Raw genomic sequence first — 18,562 nt, 5'->3', positions numbered from 1 at the left:
GCACCGGTCTTTGCAATGCGGCGCAACACACGCGACAATGCGGGAAGAAGCCGTGAGAAAGCGGCGAAGGCCTGACGCTGCAAGACTGCGCGGGCGCCGTCACGCGGCGTAGCGCACAAGGGATGGGTATGGCGGGTAGTGAAACAGGGGCGTCTCCGGCAAACACGCAATCAATCGCGCCAACGGACACGCAAACTGACAACGCAGCAACGAATACCGACAGCGCGGACGTCTCGGCGGCGCGCACGCCTGGCCCGGAGACCCGTTCGCTCGATTTTCCAGTGGTGGGCATCGGTGCGTCCGCCGGCGGCGTGCAGGCACTGCTGCGTTTCTTCGAGAATGCCACGCCCGACATGGGCATGGCATTCGTGGTCGTGCTGCATCTCTCGCCCGACCATGCGAGCAGCGCGGACCAGGTTCTGCAGCACGCTACCGACATGCCGGTGCTGCAGGTGCAGCACCCCGTCCAGGTCGAAAAAAATCACGTCTATGTCATTTCACCGTCGAACGATCTGTCGCTCGACGACGGCCATCTGACTCCCGTCGAAGCCGGCCGGCCGCGCGCCCGCCCGATCGCCATCGACCTGTTTTTCCGCAGCCTCGCCGACACCCACCGCGAACGCGCGATTGCCATCGTGCTGTCGGGTACGGGCGCGGACGGCGCGACCGGCATCGGCCGCATCAAGGAGCAGGGCGGTCTGACTATCGCGCAAGAACCGGCGGATGCCGAATACCCGGAAATGCCGCAGAACGCGATTGCCACCGGTATGGTCGACCTCTCGCTGCCGGCCGCGCAGATGCCGCGCAAGCTGCGTGAACTGGCCGACAACGCCCGCGCGATCCGCTTGCCGCCCGCCGAAGACGAACCCGAAACGCTGGCCGCCGCGCAGCCCGATCCCGTGTCCACCGCCGAGCGGGCTTTGCTAGGTGTGCTCGCCACCTTGCGCGCACGCACCGGCCACGATTTCCGTCACTACAAGCGTGCCACGATCCTGCGGCGTATCGAACGCCGTCTGCAGGTCAACGGTATTGCCGATCTGCAGACGTACCAGGACTACGTCCTCACCCATCCCGAAGAAACCCCGGCGTTGCTCAAGGACATGCTGATCGGCGTGACCAATTTCTTTCGCGATCGTGAAACCTTCGAGGTGGTCGAGCACGAGATCGTGCCCAAGCTGTTCCAGAAGAAATCGCAGGACGATCCGGTGCGTGCCTGGATCGCCGGCTGCGCGACCGGAGAAGAAGCCTATTCGCTCGCCATGCTGCTCGCCGATCATCCTGAGCGTCAGGAGGGCATACCGGTCCAGTTGTTCGCGACCGATATCGATGAGCGCGCGATTGCTTTCGCACGCGCCGGCATCTATCCCGAGTCAATTACCGCTGACGTCTCCGCGCAGCGCCTGCGCCACTTCTTCATGCCGGAGCGCTCGCACTTTCGTGTGACCAAGGCTATCCGCGAAAAGGTGCTGTTCGCCGTGCACAACGTGCTGCGCGACCCGCCGTTTTCGCGCGTCGACCTGGTGTCGTGCCGCAATCTGCTGATCTACCTCGATCGCAGCGTGCAGAGCCAGGTGCTGCAAATGTTTCACTTCGCGTTGCAACCCGGCGGCTATCTGCTGCTCGGCAGTTCGGAATCCGCGGAGGCTGCAGGCGATCTGTTCACGCCGGTCGACAAGAAAAACCGCATCTACCGGGCCAACGCGGTGACCAGCGCGGTGCGCCCGCCGATCAGCATGCCGGTCGTGCAAAGCGGCGGCACGGCTGCCACGGCGAGCGCCGGTCCCACGCCGCCGCTGCCGCAGAGCCTGCCGTTTTCGGCCTTGCATCAGCGCATTCTCGAGCTCTATGCGCCGCCGAGCGTCGTGGTCGATACGGACGCGAACATCCTGCATATGTCCGAGCACGCCGGCCGTTTCCTGCGTTTCGTGCGCGGCGAACCGTCGTATAACCTGATCATGCTGGCGAACCCGGCTTTGCGCCTGCAACTGCGCGGTGCGCTGTTTCAGGCGATGCGCGGCAACAGCGAGGTCGTGACCGCGCCGATCGAATTCACGTCCGAGGCGCAGGTGCGAATTATCGTGCGCCCGTACCGGCGTGCCGAAGATGCACCGGAATTCGCGCTGGTGCTGTTCGAAGAGAGCGCGGCCGGGACCGCCGTGCCCGCCATTCAGCCGAGCGGACCAGCCGCGCAGGATTCACTGCTGGGCCACCTCGAAGACGAACTGCACCGCACGAAGCAGGAGTTGCGCTCCACGGTCGAGCAATCGGAAGCGTCGACCGAAGAGCTGAAAGCGTCGAACGAGGAATTGCAGGCGATCAACGAGGAATTACGCGCGGCCACCGAAGAGCTCGAGACCAGCAAGGAAGAGCTGCAGTCGTTGAACGAGGAACTGTTTACCGTCAACGCGGAGTTGCAGGCGAAGATCGAGGAAACCGGCAAGGCCAAAGACGATCTGCAGAACGTGATCGCCTCGACCGGCATCGCGACGGTATTCGTCGATCGCGAGATGCGCATCAAGCGCTATACGCCGGCCGCGACGGAGCTGTTCAACGTGATTCCCTCCGACGTGGGGCGCCCGCTGCACGACATTACGCACCGGCTCGACTACCCGCAATTGGCCGACGACACGGCCACTGTTTTCGACTCGCTGCAACTGATCGAGCGTGAGATTCGCGGCGTCGACGGCCGCCATTTCCTGACGCGCCTGTCGCCGTACCGTACTACCGACGATCATATCGACGGCGCGGTGCTGACCATCGTCGACATCACAGCATTGCGGCGCGCCGAGCAGCTGGTGCGCCAGAGCGAAGCGCGCCTGCATCTCGCCGCGCAAAGCACCAACGACTTCGCGATCGTCGTGCAGGATCTGGATGGCCGCGTGGTCACCTGGAACAAGGGCGCGGAGCGGATTTTCGGTTACAGCGAGAGCGAGATGGTCGGCCAGTTGCTCGACCGGCTCTATCTGCCGGAAGAGCGCGAAGCCGACGAACCGCTTGCCGAGCGGCAGCGCGCTCGCAACGACGGCCGGGCCGAAGACGAGCGCTGGTACGTTCACAAAAGCGGCACGCGGCTTTATTGCAGCGGCGTGATCACGCCGGTTGCATCGGATAACTTCAGCGGCTTTGCGAAGATCGTGCGCGATCTGACACAGCGTAAAGGCACTGAGGCACTCGAGCAGCGCAAGATTTCTCTTGAACGCTCGATGCGCCAGAAGGTGGAAGCGGCCAGCCGGCTGAAGGACGAATTCCTCGCGGTGCTATCGCACGAACTGAAGAACCCGCTGAACCTGATCCACGTGAAGGCGGACATGCTGGACCGCGCACCGTCGACGCAGGGACTGCCCGTGGTGCGCGACGCGGCCGATGCGATTCGCCGTTCGGTGATCAGCCTCGCGAAGATCATCGACGATCTGCTCGATCTGTCGCGCGTGCGCACCGGCAAACTGGCGCTGGAGCGTTCGCGCGTGGACATTGCGGCAATCACGGCGCAGGTGAGCAGCGCGATCGAAGCCGATGCGCTGGCACATCACGTAAGCGTGACGGTGCACGGCCTGGCCGAGCCGTTCTTTATCGACGTCGATCCCGTGCGCTTCGAACAGATTCTGTGGAATCTCGTGAGCAATGCCGTGAAGTTTACGCCGCAGGGCGGGCAGGTGAGCCTGACCCTCTCGCGTGAAGACGGTCATGCCTGCATCGAGGTCCAGGATACCGGGCGCGGTATCGAAGCGGGCTTTCTGCCGAACGTATTCGATATGTTCAGCCAGGCCGAAGGCGCGCATCGGCGCCATAGCGGTGGCTTGGGAATCGGGCTCGCGCTCGTCAAGCAACTGGCCGAGATGCATGGCGGCCATGTGCAGGCGGAATCCGCGGGCCTCGGCAAGGGCGCGCGGTTTCGCGTCTGGCTGCCGGCCGACAGTACGGTGGCGCAGCCCGAAACCCGCGAGATGCCAGGAGACGTCAGCTTGCTCAAAGGCATGCGGATACTATTGATCGACGATGCCGTGGAAAGTCTGCAGGCGTTCCAAAGCCTGCTCGAACTCGAAGGCGCGCAAGTCTGGCCTCAGGCCAATGGCGCTGACGCACTGGCCGTTGCCGGCCGCCAGCCGTTCGATCTGATCCTCTCGGATATCGGCATGCCCGGCATGGACGGCTACGAACTGATCGCCGCGCTGCGCAAGCTGCCCGCCACCGCCTCGGTGCCGGCGCTTGCGCTAACGGGCTTCGGCCGGCCGCAGGACGCCACGCGGGCGATCCGCGCCGGCTATGACGGCCATCTCGGCAAGCCGGTTTCGCTGCAGGCGCTGCTCGACAAGATTGCGCGCGCCACCACCGCGAATCGTGAGCAGCCGTAGAGACCGGGGCTCAGGCACGTCGAGGCTAGCCCTTTTCCTGCGCCGCGTCATACTTGCCGAGCGCCGCCGCGCTGTTCAGACGGGCGCGCTTGAGCAAGGCGGCCTGCGCTTCCTTGACGTTGCCCGGCTGGCCTCGCCAGGCTTGCAGCGGCGGTTCCTGCAGCGCCCGGCCATATGAGAAGCTCAGATTCCACGGCAGCGGCCCGAGGCGATTCATCGCATCGAGATTGGCGGTTGCCTCTTCCGGCGTCTGGCCGCCGGACAGGAACACGATCCCGGGCACCGCCGACGGCACCGTGCGCTTGAGTACCCGCACGGTGTGCGTGGCGATATCGGCAACCGACGATTGCTGCGCATGCTCGGCGCCCGCCAGCACCATGCTCGGTTTCAGCAGGATGTGTTCGAGCACCACGCGGTGCCGGTGCAGCGCGTGAAAGACTTCGTGCAGAACGGCTTCGGTTACTTCCGCGCTGCGTCCGATCGTGTGGTCACCGTCCATCAGCACTTCCGGTTCCACGATCGGCACAATGCCCGCTTCCTGCGAGATTGCCGCATAGCGCGCGAGCGAGTCGGCATTGGCTTCGATGGCAAGGCGGCTCGGCAGGCTCGCGGTGATGTTGTAGACCGCGCGCCATTTCGCGAAGCGCGCGCCTTGCCGTTTATAGTCGACGAAGCGCCTGGCGAGACCGTCGAGGCCTTCGGTGATTTCGTCACCGGGCGCGAGTGCGAGCGCAACCTTGCCGAGGTCCACCTTGATGCCGGGCACGATGCCGTTGCTGGCGGCAAGTTGCGGAAACGGTGTGCTGTCGTCCGCTTTCTGGCCGAGTGTTTCTTCGTACAGGATCACGCCGCTTATGAAGGCGCCGAGCCCCGGCGTGGTGAGCAGCAGGTTGCGGTAAGCGCGGCGGTTTTCCTCGCTGGATTGGAGGCCGATGGTCTTGAAGCGTTTAGCGATGGTCGGACCGCTTTCGTCGGCGGCGAGAAGACCTTTGCCGGGTTGGACCATTGCATTGACGGTGGCTTGCAGCTCGCTACGGGTGTCCATGAGGTGTGCTCCCTTGGTGTCTTTGCTGATGTGCGTCCCTGGTGTGCGTTCTTTAGTCCGGGTTGCGGACGAATTCCTGCATCAAAGTGAAGCGAAAGCGCTGGCGATATCCGCGGCGCTGGTTGGGCGCACGATGCGTGCGACCTCGGCGCCGTCGCGCATGAAGACCAGCGTGGGCCAGAGTTTGACCTTGAAGGAGCGGCCAAGTGGGCGCCCCGGCCCGTCTTCGACCTTGAGATGCCGGACGCCGGCATGAGGCTCGAAAGCCTTGGCGATCGACGCTTGCGCGCCCTGGCAGAAACCACACCAGTTCGTGCCGAATTCTATAACCGTGGCGCCCGGCAGGGCGTCGATCTCCGCTCGGGAGGGCGCGTGCGGAGAATAGGGGATTGGGCTTGCCATAAATGCTCCGATACTTTTTTCCCTTCGCAGACAGCGATTTGCGCTCGCGCGCGACGCTGCCGTGGGTGGATTAGGTAAAGAGTATCAGCTATGGCCGGGATCGTCAGTGGCGAGGGCAACGCAATGCGACGCAAAGCCGTCATCGCGCGCATTGCTCCGCCGCGAGGGCCAAAGCGTCCTGTTTGGCGGGGTTCTGAAAAAAGTCCTCGACGCTGACATGCTGCTCGTTCGCGAGCGCTTGCAAGCAGCGCTCGTTGTTGCTGCGCACCGCTGCGGGCGCGCAGGCAATCGCAATGCCCAACAGGATACAAAGCGACAACCCGATCGCGGCGCCGAATATCCAGTTCGCCGCGACTCGCGTGCCGCCTGACACGCTTGCTGTGACCCTACCCGTTGCGGTGCCGCGCTGACTCGCCAGATGGTTCATTCGATTTTCTCTCCGTATATGGTTAGCAAGACAACTATCTGGTAAAAAAGCGCCATGCCGAGGCGCCTTGACGAGGCACCTCATCCCAGCGCCTTACGCACGTCATGCATGGATGCAACGGCCGCTTCGAACAACTCCGGGCCCACCCTGGCGCGCAGATTCTTCGCTATTTGCGCGCTGGCTTCGTTGATGGGCCGCTCAAGCGCCTTACCCGCGCGGGTGGCATACACCCGCCATTCGCGGCCATCGGTTTCGCCTTGACGGCGCTCCACCAGCCCCTTGTCGTTCAGGTTGTCGATCAGCCGCGTCACGGTAGGGCGCGCGATGCCCAGCAGATCGGCCACCTGGCTGCTCAGACAACCGGGCGTGGCAAGGACCACGCGCAGCACGAAACCCTGCGGCGGCGTCAACCCGAAGCCGGCGTACGCGGCGCCCCATTCGCGCTCGACGAGCCGCGACAAGGCGGACGAATTGAAGTAAAGGCAGTGATCGAACATGGCTGCTATTGAAACGCAATATGGTTAGCAAGGCAACTAAAATTTGACGGCGCGAATCGAGCGGCAGCAGTTGCGCTGCGTTGAGCTACTTCAAGGGCGGCCTGCGAACGGCCGGCGGCTGCGGCGTCCCGAAGATTTCACGCAGGCGCATATGCTTGCCAGCGTGACATGTTAAACGTCATGATTCGCTCTAGCCGCATCATCGCATTCAGGAAAGGACATGGCAGAAAGGATCTATCTTCAGCGCCCCGGGCAGGACGACGTTGTCGCGGTCGCCACGGGCTTCAGCTGGGGCGCGTTGCTGCTGGGCTTCGTCTGGGCGATGTCGAAGAGAATGTGGTTTGCCGCTTTCGTTATGCTGGGTGTCAGCACGATACTGTTTCTCAGTGGCTTATGGGGCGACACGATCGGCACGATCGGATTGGTGCTGTCCGTGCTGTTCGGTGTTGCCTGCGGTGTCTACGGCAACCAGTGGCATCGCTGGACGCTCGAGAAGCGTGGCTACGTAGTCATGCAGCAGACGGGCGAGGGGAGGTAACGGTGCCGGTGGCGTCAGCTTTCCCGCCGCGATCTTTTGTGTCCCGAATTTGGGATGTGAGGCGCACAGGTTTACGTTCCCGCAAGCCAAGCCGATAATCCTCCGGTTGTTCCGGCCATGAAACCCGCGGTTTGCGTCACGCGTCGCGAACCTGTTGCTCTGACCCACCGCTACTTGCGTTGAAAACCTCCCGTTTTTTCGACCTGCTGCACATCCCGGGCTTCAAGCCACTGGCCGCCGCGACCCTGATGCTCGGCGTGGCGATGTCGTTCACCGCGCCTTATCTGTCGCTATTCGGCGTTGAACGCGCCGGCATGACGCCGCTCAGGCTCGGCCTCTTCATGACGCTGATCGCCGCCAGCGGGGTGCTCGCCAGCACCTTCGCCGGCCGCTGGAGCGATGCGAGCGGACGGCACCGGCCATTGCTGCTGGCAGCACTGGTGGCGACCACACTGGGCTATCTGTGTTTATGCGTGGTGCGTGACTACCGGCTATTGCTGATAGTCGGCATTGTCTTTATCGGCGCGGGCGGCTCGGCCATGTCGCTGGTGTTTTCGTTCAGCCGCGCGGCGCTGCCGGTATCGAGTGCCGCGGAGCGCGCCTTCGCCAGCGCCACCTTGCGGACCATTCTGTCGGCGGCGTGGGTGTTCGGCCCGTCGGTGGGGGCACTGGTGCTCGCCGGCGCCGGCTTCTATGGGCTCTTCCTGTTCGCGGCAGCGAGTTTCGCGGCCTGCGCGAGCATCGTCTGGCGCATGCGGGAGCCGCAAGGCCATCTGGGCGATCACACGGTGGAAGACACGGCCGCCGAGCCGTCAGCCTCGATTACGGTCCCACCGCTGATCGCGCCCGGTGAAGATGCGCACGAGGACCTGCCGGGTGTTGCTTCGCCGAACGACATTCGCCGGGCCGTAGCCGCGCTGACCTTACTCGGACTCGCCGCGAACGCCACCATGATCGTGCTGCCGCTTTACATCGTGCATGGCTTAAGCGGCACGCATCTGGACGTGTCGGTCATGCTTGGCCTCGGCGCCTTGACGGAGATTCCGATGATGCTCGCGCTCGGCGCGAAGTCGTCAACGCTGCACAAGCCAAACTGGCTGGGCGCCTGCGCGGCGGTGCATGCGGTGTATTTCGTGGCGATGTCGCTGGCGGGCAGCGTCCACGTGCTGATCCCGATGCAGATACTCAACGCCTTCGTCGTCGCGGTGACCTCGTGCCTGGGCATGACCTATGTGCAGGACCTGATGCCGCAGTCGCCCGGCCGCGCGACCGCATTGTTCTTCAACGCGGCGCGGGTCGGTTCGATTCTCTCCGGCGTGCTGTCCGGTTTGCTGGTGGAGGCATTCAGCTATCGCGGCACGTTCCTGTTCTGCGGTTTGCTGGCGCTGTGCGCGTTGGTGCTGTTCGCCGTGCCGGGTGAGCGCTATCCGCAGATGTGGCGTGCGGTGCGGCGTTTTGCGCGCACGCAGCACCGGAAGGTTCAGGCACGGCGGCGTTGAGACTCCAGTCGTACAGCCACCTCTGCGCACGTCCGGTGTCGCCCTCACTGCTCCAATGCTGCGAGGGTGGTCGCGACGCGATCGCGCTTTGGTGCTCCAGTGCTCCGGTCCTTTAGTGTTTTAGCGCTCAATGAAAGTGTAAGAGGATCGTTGGCAAAATCGAAGCCTGCCTCACGACGACGGCGTCTTACCGATCCACGCCCGGAACTTTAGCTTGCGCAAAACCTCTGCAAAGAAGCGTATCGTCGTTTGACGCATGCGGGGCCCGATTCGCTGCAAGGACGGTCCGGGGCTGCTACCGTGTGTCCGTCGGATCACGCAAAACGCAACTACAGCAACTACAGTTAGGAAAGTCGCTTACCGCGCACGGAACGTGCGGTAAGACCCCGGCACGCCGAACCAGATCGGAACGCGCAACGAGACATTTTCCGGAGCGAGATATGCAGCTAGGCATGATTGGATTGGGACGCATGGGCGCGGACATGGTGCGCCGCCTGACGAAGGGCGGTCAGCAATGCATCGCTTACGACGTACAGCCGGCCGCAGTGGACAAGCTGAAGCAGGAAGGCGTGGCAGGTGCCGCGTCGCTTGAAGATCTGGTCGCGCAATTGCAAAAACCGCGCGCGGTGTGGCTGATGGTGCCCGCCGCGGTGGTCGACCAGACGCTCGACAAGCTCGTGCCCTTGCTCGAACCCGGCGACATCGTGATCGACGGCGGCAACTCCTATTACCACGACGACATTCGCCGCGGCGCCGAACTGGCGAAGCGTCAGCTTCACTATGTCGACGTCGGCACCAGCGGCGGCGTCGCGGGACGTGAGCGCGGCTACTGTCTGATGATCGGCGGCGAGGCCGAAGTCGTGAAGCGGCTCGAGCCGATTTTCTCGACCCTCGCGCCGGGTGCGGGCGCCGCGCCCGCCACGCCGGGCCGCGCAGCCGGCGCCAGCACCGCGGATCAGGGCTTCCTGCATTGCGGCCCGCAGGGCGCGGGGCACTTTGTGAAGATGGTTCACAACGGTATCGAATACGGCATGATGGCCGCGTATGCCGAAGGCCTGAACATTCTGCGCCATGCCGACGCCGGCAAACACGCGCGCGAAGCCGATGCCGAAACATCGCCGCTGGGCCGTCCCGAGCTTTACCAATACGACCTGGATCTCGCCGAGGTCGCCGAGGTCTGGCGGCGCGGCAGCGTGATCGGTTCGTGGCTGTTGGACCTGATAGCGGGATCGCTGGCCGGCGACGCCGATCTGCAAAGCTATGCAGGACGCGTATCAGATTCGGGCGAAGGGCGCTGGACCGTCGCGGCGGCAATCGACGAAGGCGTGCCGACACCGGTGCTGAGCGCCGCGCTATTCGCGCGTTTCAGTTCGCGGGGTGACGCGGACTTTGCGAACCGGGTGTTATCGGCGATGCGGCACGACTTCGGCGGCCACGTTGAAAAAGCGGCCACGCCGGTCGACGGGCATAAGAGCTAATTCACGGGAGCCGTTATGGAAACCGCTAACGCCACGTCTCACGATGTCGTGTTCCTGTTCGATTGCGATAACACCTTGCTGGACAACGATCATGTGCTGGCGGATTTGCGCGCGCATATGGTGCGCGAGTTTGGCGAACAGAACAGCGCGCGCTACTGGGAAATTTTCGAAGGCTTGCGCGCGGAGTTGGGCTACGCCGATTACCTTGGGGCGTTGCAGCGCTACCGGCTGGAGCATCCGCGGGACACGCGTCTGCTGCTGATGTCGTCGTTCCTGATCGATTATCCGTTTGCGAACCGGCTGTATCCGGGGGCGCTGGATACGATCAAACATGTTTCCAGATACGGCCCGTCGGTGATTCTGTCCGACGGCGACGTGGTGTTCCAGCCGCGCAAGATTGCCCGCTCGGGCTTATGGGACGAGGTCGAGGGCCGGGTTTTGATCTACATCCATAAGGAGCAGATGCTCGATCAGGTGATGGAATGTTATCCGGCCCGGCAGTACGTGATGGTGGATGACAAGCTAAGGATTCTGACGGCGATGAAGAAGGCCTGGGGCGAGCGGCTGACCACGGTCTTTCCTCGCCAGGGACATTACGCTTTCGATCCCAAAGAGATTTCCAGCAATCCGCCCGCGGACGTGACGATCGAGAGGATTGGGGAACTGGCCGATATCGACATCGATATGCTGCTGCGCGGAGGGACAGCAGGGGGTGCCTAGCTTGTCTCCCGTTAGGGCCGGTCCAGCCGGTGGCGTGCTAGCCAACGCCGAACAGTTTAACCAGCAAGCCGAAAACGCCTACCAGGACGGCAACGCCGGCGCACAACAGCACGATCGACAGAACAAGAATCAGGGGCGTTTTGAAGCGGCTGGTTGTCGACATGGTGACCGTCTAGAGGAGGGGCGAGCAGTAGAGGACGCGGCAGATGCGATCCGCCATAGCGCATTTGGCACGCGAAGCTTAAGCGCCTTCACTTAATGTGCGCTTAAAGTCTAGCGCAAGAGCAGCAGTCCCTGGCACGCCAACGGCCCGGCTGCACAATGGCTTACAGACACGGCGGCCAATTGAGCGCATGATCCTTGCTTGGCGTGCATTTTTGTTAGGTTGGTTCAGAATCAGCCGCGCGCTCAACCGGGTGCCCATCTCCACGTCGCCGGCGATCAAACGGCGCGCGGCGGCCGGGCCCGCCAAGGGGAAATCATGGTATCGGCAATCCTCGGCATCGTGGGTGGCATGGCGTTGATGTTCGGCGCTTCACTGTACCTGCGTGAGCTTCGTCTCCTGCGTCGCCCGGACCGCCGCTGGACAGGAAAAAAACACTGATTCGCCCCACATCCTCGAAAAGGGAGGCTGTATGTCACTACCTTCTCAGCGGCGTTCACCGTCGCCGTTGCGTCAGGCCGATTCGCCAGGCGCCGTACGCGACCGGCGCACCGAACTCGGCCGGGCCGACGAAGCCCGCGCCGAACAACGCGAACGCGACGACGCGCGCAACGATCCCAATGCCAGCAAATGGCGCTACCAGCCACCTCAACGCAAAGAGAAAGAGCAGGCGTAAAGCGTCCGGCTGGATAGCAGCGAACCGGCGCCGGCCGGTGTTCGGGCCGGCAATCGGATCGGCCGCTCCACGCGCGATGCTTCCTGTTCACACATACACCGCGCATACACCGCGCATACACAAAAGCGACGCACATCCGTCGCAAGATCAGACGTTGGACAATCGCGTCGAACCATGACGCGCGCTTCCTGTCACATCCCTGACGATTCCCGGCCACATTCCCAAAAACCGTAAGCAACGGACCTTTGCCGATCCCTCCGCGTTATGTCATGCGCATGACAGATCGGCTGGCGTTGCGGGTTTTCTTCATCGGCCGCGTCACGAACAATCGCTGCAGCACCCGCTAACCTGCCTGACAGTCCTTTTCAAGGAGCGACGCCATGGCCGAAGCAACCTCCCGTCCCACCCCGCCGACCACCCTCGACCCCGACACGTTGCGCAAGATGGACCGCTACTGGCGCGCCTGCAACTACCTCTCGGCCGGCATGATCTACCTGCGCGACAACCCGCTGTTGCGCGAACCACTCAAACCCGAACACATCAAGAACCGCCTGCTGGGCCATTGGGGCTCGGACCCGGGGCAAAGTTTCCTGCTGGTGCATCTGAACCGCCTGATCAGGAAGCTCGATCTGAACGTGATCTATCTCGCGGGGCCCGGTCATGGCGCGCCTGCCACGCTGGCCCACAGCTACCTCGAGGGCCATTACTCGGAAATCTATCCTGACCGCAGCGAGGACGAAGCCGGCATGCGGCGCTTCTTCCGGCAGTTCTCGTTTCCGGGCGGCATCGGTTCGCATTGCACGCCCGAAACACCAGGCTCGATTCACGAAGGCGGCGAGCTTGGCTACAGCCTGTCGCATGGTTACGGCGCCGCGTTCGACAACCCCGACCTGACCGTCGCGGTGATGATCGGCGACGGCGAAGCGGAAACCGGACCGCTCGCCACCTCCTGGCACTCGAACAAGTTTCTCAACCCGATTCGCGACGGCGCGGTGCTGCCGGTTCTGCATCTGAACGGCTACAAGATCGCCAATCCGACGATCCTCGCGCGAATTCCCCGCGAGGAGCTCGAAGCCTTACTGATCGGCTACGGCCACAAACCGTATTTCGTCGAAGGCGACGATCCGGAAACCATGCATCAGCAGATGGCCGCGACGCTCGAGCAATGCGTCGGCGAAATCCGCGCCATCCAGCAGCACGCGCGCGAGTCCAATGACGCGGCGCGGCCACGCTGGCCGATGATCGTGCTGCGCTCGCCGAAAGGCTGGACCGGGCCGAAGGAAGTCGACGGTCATCAGGTGGAAGGCTCGTGGCGCGCGCACCAGGTGCCGGTGCTCGATCCGGTCACGAACAGCAAGAGCCTCAAGCTCGTCGAGAACTGGCTGCGCAGCTACGAGCCGGAGTCGCTATTCGACGAAGCAGGGCGGCTGGTCGAGGAATTGCGCGAGCTCGCTCCCGAAGGCACGCGCCGCATCAGCGCCAATCCGCATGCGAACGGCGGCTCGCTGTGCAAGACGCTTGACCTGCCGGCGTTTCGCGATTACGCGGTGGCGGTGAAAAAGCCCGCTGGTTCGTACACGTCGCCCACCGAGGTGCTCGGCACGTTTCTGCGCGACGTGATGCGCAACAATATGACGAACTTCCGCGTGTTTGGCCCGGACGAAACCGCCAGCAACAAGCTGACCGCCATCTACAAGGCCTCCGAGAAAACCTGGCTGGCCGAAACAATGGCCAGCGACGCCGACGGCGGCGAACTCTCGGTGGACGGCCGCGTGATGGAGATGCTGAGCGAGCACACGCTCGAAGGCTGGTTCGAAGGTTACGTGCTCACCGGCCGGCACGGACTGCTCGCTACCTATGAAGCGTTTGTCCACGTGATCGATTCGATGTTCAACCAGCACGCCAAGTGGCTGGAGAAAGCGAAGCGCGATCTCGGCTGGCGGCAACCGGTGCCGTCGATCAATCTGTTGATCACGTCGCTGGTATGGCGTCAGGATCACAATGGCTTCACGCACCAGGACCCGGGGTTTCTCGACGTCGTGACCAACAAAAGCCCGGACGTGGTGCGTATTTACCTGCCGCCGGACGCGAATTGCCTGTTGAGCGTCGCCGATCACTGCCTGCGCTCACGCGATTACGTCAACGTGATCGTGGCCGACAAGCAGCCGCATTTGCAGTATCTCGACATGGAGGCCGCGGTCACGCACTGCACCAAGGGCATCGGCATCTGGGATTGGGCGTCGACGGATCAGGGCGTCGAACCGGACGTGGTGATGGCCTGCGCCGGCGACATCGCGACCATGGAAGCGCTCGCCGCCGTGCAGATTCTTAAGGAGCACTTTCCCGAGTTGAAGATCCGTTTCGTCAACGTGGTCGATCTGTTCCGCCTGATGCCCGAACATGCGCATCCGCACGGCCTGTCCAGCCGCGATTTCGATTCGCTGTTCACCGCCAGCAAGCCGGTGATTTTCAACTTCCATTCGTACGCGTCGCTGGTGCACAAGCTCACGTACAACCGTACCAACCACGACAATCTGCACGTGCATGGCTATCGCGAGAAAGGCAACATCAACACGCCGCTCGAACTGGCGATCATCAACCAGGTCGACCGTTTCTCGCTGGCGATCGACGTGATCGACCGTGTGCCGGTGTTGCGCGGCGTCGGCGATCATGCGAAGGAATGGCTGCGTGGGCAGATCATCGAACATCTGGCTTATGCGCATGCCGAGGGCATCGATAAGGAAGAGATCCGCAACTGGACATGGAAAGGCTGAGCGAGGCGGCCCATGCATACTCAAGACGCCACCCGGGTTCCGACGATTCTGGTGCTGAACAGCGGTTCATCGTCGCTGAAGTTCGGGCTGTTTACCCACGCCGCGCACGCTGCACACGCGGGCGGCGATGAATCGTTGCTGCTCGCCGGCAGTGCGGAAGGAATTGGCCGTAGTGACGGCAGCTTGCGCATCACGTCGCCCGACGGCCGCGTGCTGGTTCAGCAGGAGCGCGTGCTGGAGTCGCAGACCGACGCGTTGCAGGTGCTCGCGCGCGTCCTTGCGGAGCACAAGCACCCGCGGCCGGCGGCGGTGGGGCATCGGGTGGTGCATGGCGGCCCGCACCTGCGGGCGCATCAGCGCTTGACACCGGAAGTGCGCCAGCGCTTGCAGGATGCCGTGCATTTCGCGCCTTTGCATATTCCGCCAGCGCTCGCCTTGATCGACGAGGCGTCCTCGATCTTCAGCGACGCGCAACATTTTGTCTGTTTCGACACGGCGTTTCATTCGACACTGCCGCCGCGTGCGGCGCAGCTCGCATTGCCGCGCCGCTATCTGGATGCGGGCGTGATTCGCTACGGTTTTCACGGCCTTTCGTACGAATCGCTGGTCACGCGGCTTGGTGCCGATTTGCCAGCGCGAGCGGTGTTCGCGCATCTGGGCAACGGTTCGAGTTTGTGTGCGCTGCAGAACGGCAAGTCCGTCGATACGTCGATGGGGCTGACGCCGACCGGCGGCGTGCCGATGGGCACACGCAGTGGCGATCTCGACCCAGGCGTGCTGCTGTATCTGATGCGCGTGGAACATCTCGATGCCGATGCACTGGAGACGCTGTTGAACCGCCAGAGCGGTCTGGCCGGTTACGCCGATGGCGAAAGCGATATGCAGGCGCTGGAGAAGCGCGCCGCGGCGGGGGATGCGAATGCGTCGCTGGCGCTGGAGGCGTTTGCTACCGCCGTGCGTAAGACGATCGGCGCTTATGCGGCCTTGCTGGGCGGGATCGACTTGCTGGTGTTCACGGGCGGCATCGGCGAGCACAGCGCGGAGATTCGCCGTCGCGTCTGTGATGGGCTCGCTTTCATGGGTCTGGTGGAGGGCGATCCGGCGGGGAAGGTGAGGGCGATTCACACCGAGGAGGAAAAGCAGATTGCACGGCATTGCCGGGCACTGCTGCAGGCTGGTTGATGCTATCCGGCCTTGATTCTGGTTCGATCGGTGACACCCGCGACGCCGAACAGGCGGGATACGTCTTCGAGCGCCGCGGTTTTCTGATGAACGTCCTGGAGTACACCTCGCAAGGTGACTCTGCCGCGCTCGACTTTTACTTTCACCTTATCCCTGGGGACGGCCGCGTCCCAGGAGAGCCGCCTCACGGCTTCCGCCGCGATCTGGTCATCGCTAAAGCGTGGGCTGCCGGTGCTGCGCACGGTGAGGCGGTCACGAGGCATGACGCTCTCCTGTTTGTTTCACTATCGGCGAATAGGCTCGGTGCACATCTCGTCCGAGCCCGGTATTAAGGCAGAAACTCGCGTAGTGCCGCAGTGCGTTCCGCAGTGCGCTCAATGGTGAGCGCACCTTTAATGTCATCGGCCGAACCAAGCCATGATGTTAACCTGGCTTTTCAGGCGCGCATTCTGGTAACGGCATGCCCGCGAGTGCGTGGGCCTATTCAATAACCCCGGCTACCGCCTGCGCCGTGGCTGCCGACAACGTCCAGCCCAGATGCCCGTGGCCGGTGTTGTAGAACACCCCACGCCGTTTGCCGCGGCCCACCTTCGGCAGCATGTTCGGCAACATCGGCCGCAAGCCCGCCCACGGAATCACGCGCGAAGTCGACACCTCGGGAAAATGCCGGCGCGTCCAGTCCACCAGCGGAGCGATCCGGTCCGAGCGGATATCGCGGTTAAAGCCGTTGATCTCCGCCGTGCCCGCCACGCGGAAACGATCGACGCCGAGCCGGCTCGTCACGATCTTCGCGCTGTCGTCGAGCAGGCTCACCCACGGCGCGCGCTGTTGGCTGACTTCATCGTCGAGGCAAACGGTGATCGAATAGCCCTTCACCGGATAGACGTTCACGTGATCGCCCAGCATCGCCGCAAAGTCGCGGCTCTTCACTCCCGCGCACACGACGATCCGCTCAAAGGCAAAACGCTGCGACTCGCCCTCGAGATTGACCGTCAGCGAAAACCGTCCTTCGGCCGGCTGCTCGATCGCTTTGATCTCGGCATCGTAATGAAACTCGACGCCGTGCCGCGCGCAGGCGTCGGCGAGGCCGCGTGTGAATTTATGAATGTCGCCGGTCGAGTCGGAGGGCGTGAAGAACCCGCCGAAAAAATCGCCATGCAGCGTAGGCTCGATCCGCTGCAACTCCGTGGCCGTCACCGGATTGCGATCGAGGCCGCCTTCGCGCAACAACGCATTCACCTTGTTCGCCGCGTCGAATTCCTCGCGGGTCTTGTAGATGTGCAGAATGCCGCGCCGCTCCAGATCGAAGTCGATCCCTTCGCGCTCGGCAATCGAAAACAGATGCTCGCGCGCCGCAATCGCGAGCCGGACGGTCTCGACCGTGTTCGCGCGGTAATGCGGAATCTGCCGCAGAAACTCACCCATCCACGAATACTTGTGCCACGTGGGCATGGGATTGAGCAGCAGCGGGGCGTCGCGCGTGAGCATCCAGCGCAGGCCCTTCAGTACGGTGGCGGCGCTGTTCCAGACTTCCGCATTGCTGGCGGACAACTGCCCGCCATTGGCGAACGAGGTCTCCATCGCAGCATAGCGATGACGCTCGAACACGGTGACGTGGTGGCCGCGCTGCGCGAGGGCGTGAGCAGTCGTGACGCCGGTAATGCCGGCGCCAATAATGGCGATTCGTGACATGACATGATCCAGAGTAGTTGGGCATCACCGGTGTCGATTTCGTGTCGAAACCGGCGTCGATGCCCCATCTGTCCATGTACCTGAGAGTTTCTTCCCGCGAGCAGAGGAGCGCGATCTAGGCGCCATGCCGGGAATCCCCTTCGGTGGGCGCGCACGGCGCCGCTCTCCAGATGTTCCTGCTGCGCGGTCCTTTTGCCTGAGAGTTTCCGGGGCGGTTGCTCCGTCGGCGTCGTCACAAGCCTCTGACGATCTCTCCCGCACTGCATTGCAGAACTGCTCGACAATACCGGGCAAAAAATTTCGCCGCAAGTGTTTCGTGCGATGCAGCGCCCAATCGATCCGCCGAGCACTTGCGCCGGGCAGGCTGAAAAGCCCCATCGGCAGGACGGCGATTGGGGTTGGCGGGGGCGACATCGGCTATGACATCGGCTATATTCGGCGGCATAGTGCCCGCCTTCAATCGCCAGAGGAGCCGCCGTGCCCACTGCTACAACGTTGCTCGCCTTCGCGCTGGTCTCACTCGGCATGGTGCTTACGCCGGGTCCGAACATGATCTACCTGATCTCGCGATCGCTCTGCCAGGGGCGGCGCGCCGGGCTCGTGTCACTCGGCGGCGTCGCGCTCGGCTACGTGTTCTATATGTTTTGTGCCGCATTCGGTATCACGGCGCTGCTGTTGACGGTGCCTTATGCCTACGACGCGCTGCGTTTCGGCGGCGCGCTTTACCTGCTGTATCTGGCCTGGCAGGCGGTCAAGCCGGGCGGGCGCTCACCGTTCCAGGTGCGCGACCTGCCGCACGACAGCCGCCGCAAGCTGTTTACGATGGGCCTCGTCACGAACCTCGCGAATCCGAAGATCGCGGTCATGTACCTGTCGCTGCTGCCGCAGTTCATTTCGCCGGGGCACGGCAGCGTGCTGTCGCAATCGATCGCGCTCGGCTGCGTGCAGATCGTCATTGCGGTCACGGTCAATGCCTTGATTGCCAGCATGGCGGGTTCGATCGCCGGCTTTCTCGCCGGGCGGCCGGTGTGGCTGCTGGTGCAACGCTGGCTGATGGGCACCGTGCTCGCCGGCCTGGCCGTGCGGATCGCGTTCGACGCGCGCCGTTAAATCACGC

The 18,562-nt window shown here is 63.3% G+C and carries 16 protein-coding genes and 1 riboswitch; of the genes, 9 read left to right on the top strand and 7 right to left on the bottom strand.

All coding sequences use genetic code 11. The features are described 5' to 3' along the window. Window positions 1-128 precede the first annotated feature (128 nt). Window positions 129-4,352, top strand: coding sequence for a CheR family methyltransferase (locus tag AC57B6_RS20025; RefSeq protein ID WP_081922960.1), 4,224 nt, complete (start codon window positions 129-131; stop codon window positions 4,350-4,352). A gap of 25 nt (window positions 4,353-4,377) precedes the next feature. Here the strand turns inward: AC57B6_RS20025 and AC57B6_RS20020 are convergent, their stop codons facing one another. The 4 genes from AC57B6_RS20020 to AC57B6_RS20005 form a co-directional block, all read right to left on the bottom strand. Beyond that, window positions 4,378-5,397: a class I fructose-bisphosphate aldolase gene (locus tag AC57B6_RS20020; RefSeq protein ID WP_496421965.1), complete on the bottom strand. Its 1,020-nt coding sequence runs from the start codon at window positions 5,395-5,397 to the stop codon at window positions 4,378-4,380. 81 nt (window positions 5,398-5,478) lie between these two features. Continuing rightward, on the bottom strand, window positions 5,479-5,799 hold the full coding sequence (locus tag AC57B6_RS20015) for a thioredoxin family protein (RefSeq protein WP_028194534.1): 321 nt from the start codon (window positions 5,797-5,799) through the stop codon (window positions 5,479-5,481). Between the two features lie 139 nt (window positions 5,800-5,938). After that, window positions 5,939-6,226, bottom strand: coding sequence for a hypothetical protein (locus AC57B6_RS20010; protein WP_028194533.1), 288 nt, complete (start codon window positions 6,224-6,226; stop codon window positions 5,939-5,941). An 80-nt stretch (window positions 6,227-6,306) separates the two neighbouring features. Next, complete coding sequence (locus tag AC57B6_RS20005) at window positions 6,307-6,723, bottom strand: MarR family winged helix-turn-helix transcriptional regulator (RefSeq protein ID WP_028194532.1); 417 nt, start codon at window positions 6,721-6,723, stop codon at window positions 6,307-6,309. 220 nt (window positions 6,724-6,943) lie between these two features. Between AC57B6_RS20005 and AC57B6_RS20000 the strand changes: the two genes are divergently transcribed. The 4 genes from AC57B6_RS20000 to AC57B6_RS19985 all read left to right on the top strand — a co-directional run bounded on the left by AC57B6_RS20000 (window position 6,944) and on the right by AC57B6_RS19985 (window position 10,958). Beyond that, complete coding sequence (locus tag AC57B6_RS20000) at window positions 6,944-7,261, top strand: DUF2628 domain-containing protein (protein ID WP_028194531.1); 318 nt, start codon at window positions 6,944-6,946, stop codon at window positions 7,259-7,261. Window positions 7,262-7,440: 179 nt separating this feature from the next. Next, window positions 7,441-8,760, top strand: coding sequence for a sugar efflux transporter (locus AC57B6_RS19995; RefSeq protein WP_496421964.1), 1,320 nt, complete (start codon window positions 7,441-7,443; stop codon window positions 8,758-8,760). A 302-nt stretch (window positions 8,761-9,062) separates the two neighbouring features. Further along, window positions 9,063-10,238: a phosphogluconate dehydrogenase (NAD(+)-dependent, decarboxylating) gene (gene gnd, locus AC57B6_RS19990; protein ID WP_496421963.1), complete on the top strand. Its 1,176-nt coding sequence runs from the start codon at window positions 9,063-9,065 to the stop codon at window positions 10,236-10,238. A 15-nt stretch (window positions 10,239-10,253) separates the two neighbouring features. Next, window positions 10,254-10,958 (top strand): HAD family hydrolase, encoded by a 705-nt coding sequence (locus AC57B6_RS19985; protein ID WP_183803897.1) that lies wholly within the window; start codon window positions 10,254-10,256, stop codon window positions 10,956-10,958. Between the two features lie 37 nt (window positions 10,959-10,995). Here AC57B6_RS19985 and AC57B6_RS19980 read toward each other — a convergent pair whose 3' ends face one another. Continuing rightward, a complete protein-coding gene (locus AC57B6_RS19980) occupies window positions 10,996-11,121 on the bottom strand; it encodes a hypothetical protein (RefSeq protein ID WP_255246769.1) in 126 nt (41 codons plus the stop codon). Window positions 11,122-11,593: 472 nt separating this feature from the next. On the opposite strand from AC57B6_RS19980, the gene AC57B6_RS19975 reads away from it, so the two are divergent. From AC57B6_RS19975 to AC57B6_RS19965, 3 genes are all read left to right on the top strand, one after another. Further along, window positions 11,594-11,797, top strand: coding sequence for a hypothetical protein (locus tag AC57B6_RS19975; RefSeq protein WP_106354674.1), 204 nt, complete (start codon window positions 11,594-11,596; stop codon window positions 11,795-11,797). Between the two features lie 380 nt (window positions 11,798-12,177). Next, a complete protein-coding gene (locus AC57B6_RS19970; RefSeq protein WP_496421962.1) occupies window positions 12,178-14,571 on the top strand; it encodes a phosphoketolase family protein in 2,394 nt (797 codons plus the stop codon). A gap of 12 nt (window positions 14,572-14,583) precedes the next feature. Further along, window positions 14,584-15,753 (top strand): acetate/propionate family kinase, encoded by a 1,170-nt coding sequence (locus tag AC57B6_RS19965; RefSeq protein ID WP_496421961.1) that lies wholly within the window; start codon window positions 14,584-14,586, stop codon window positions 15,751-15,753. Between the two features lie 2 nt (window positions 15,754-15,755). On the opposite strand, the gene AC57B6_RS19960 is transcribed toward AC57B6_RS19965, so the two are convergent. Further along, entirely contained in the window at window positions 15,756-16,016 is a 261-nt protein-coding gene (locus AC57B6_RS19960; RefSeq protein WP_106354668.1) for a BON domain-containing protein, read from the bottom strand. A gap of 217 nt (window positions 16,017-16,233) precedes the next feature. Continuing rightward, entirely contained in the window at window positions 16,234-17,445 is a 1,212-nt protein-coding gene (locus tag AC57B6_RS19955; protein WP_496421960.1) for a D-amino acid dehydrogenase, read from the bottom strand. 174 nt (window positions 17,446-17,619) lie between these two features. Then, window positions 17,620-17,713: riboswitch (glycine riboswitch) on the bottom strand. Between the two features lie 209 nt (window positions 17,714-17,922). Between AC57B6_RS19955 and AC57B6_RS19950 the strand changes: the two genes are divergently transcribed. Continuing rightward, window positions 17,923-18,555 (top strand): LysE family translocator, encoded by a 633-nt coding sequence (locus AC57B6_RS19950; RefSeq protein WP_028194522.1) that lies wholly within the window; start codon window positions 17,923-17,925, stop codon window positions 18,553-18,555. The last annotated feature ends 7 nt before the right edge of the window (window positions 18,556-18,562 follow it).

The sequence above is a fragment of the Paraburkholderia sp. BGA-UO-ETr-F12 genome (genome assembly GCF_059567945.1).
This window is presented reverse-complemented; position numbering and strand designations above follow the sequence as displayed.

Excerpts from the sequence above, each read along its gene's own strand:
- AC57B6_RS19955 (WP_496421960.1), bottom strand. The coding sequence starts at position 17,445 with ATGTCACGAATCGCCATTATTGGCGCCGGCATTACCGGCGTCACGACT.
- AC57B6_RS20010 (WP_028194533.1), bottom strand. The coding sequence starts at position 6,226 with ATGAACCATCTGGCGAGTCAGCGCGGCACCGCAACGGGTAGGGTCACA.
- AC57B6_RS20000 (WP_028194531.1), top strand. The coding sequence starts at position 6,944 with ATGGCAGAAAGGATCTATCTTCAGCGCCCCGGGCAGGACGACGTTGTC.
- AC57B6_RS20015 (WP_028194534.1), bottom strand. The coding sequence starts at position 5,799 with ATGGCAAGCCCAATCCCCTATTCTCCGCACGCGCCCTCCCGAGCGGAG.
- AC57B6_RS19960 (WP_106354668.1), bottom strand. The coding sequence starts at position 16,016 with ATGCCTCGTGACCGCCTCACCGTGCGCAGCACCGGCAGCCCACGCTTT.
- AC57B6_RS20020 (WP_496421965.1), bottom strand. The coding sequence starts at position 5,397 with ATGGACACCCGTAGCGAGCTGCAAGCCACCGTCAATGCAATGGTCCAA.
- AC57B6_RS19970 (WP_496421962.1), top strand. The coding sequence starts at position 12,178 with ATGGCCGAAGCAACCTCCCGTCCCACCCCGCCGACCACCCTCGACCCC.
- AC57B6_RS19985 (WP_183803897.1), top strand. The coding sequence starts at position 10,254 with ATGGAAACCGCTAACGCCACGTCTCACGATGTCGTGTTCCTGTTCGAT.
- AC57B6_RS20025 (WP_081922960.1), top strand. The coding sequence starts at position 129 with ATGGCGGGTAGTGAAACAGGGGCGTCTCCGGCAAACACGCAATCAATC.
- AC57B6_RS19980 (WP_255246769.1), bottom strand. The coding sequence starts at position 11,121 with ATGTCGACAACCAGCCGCTTCAAAACGCCCCTGATTCTTGTTCTGTCG.
- AC57B6_RS20005 (WP_028194532.1), bottom strand. The coding sequence starts at position 6,723 with ATGTTCGATCACTGCCTTTACTTCAATTCGTCCGCCTTGTCGCGGCTC.
- AC57B6_RS19965 (WP_496421961.1), top strand. The coding sequence starts at position 14,584 with ATGCATACTCAAGACGCCACCCGGGTTCCGACGATTCTGGTGCTGAAC.
- AC57B6_RS19975 (WP_106354674.1), top strand. The coding sequence starts at position 11,594 with ATGTCACTACCTTCTCAGCGGCGTTCACCGTCGCCGTTGCGTCAGGCC.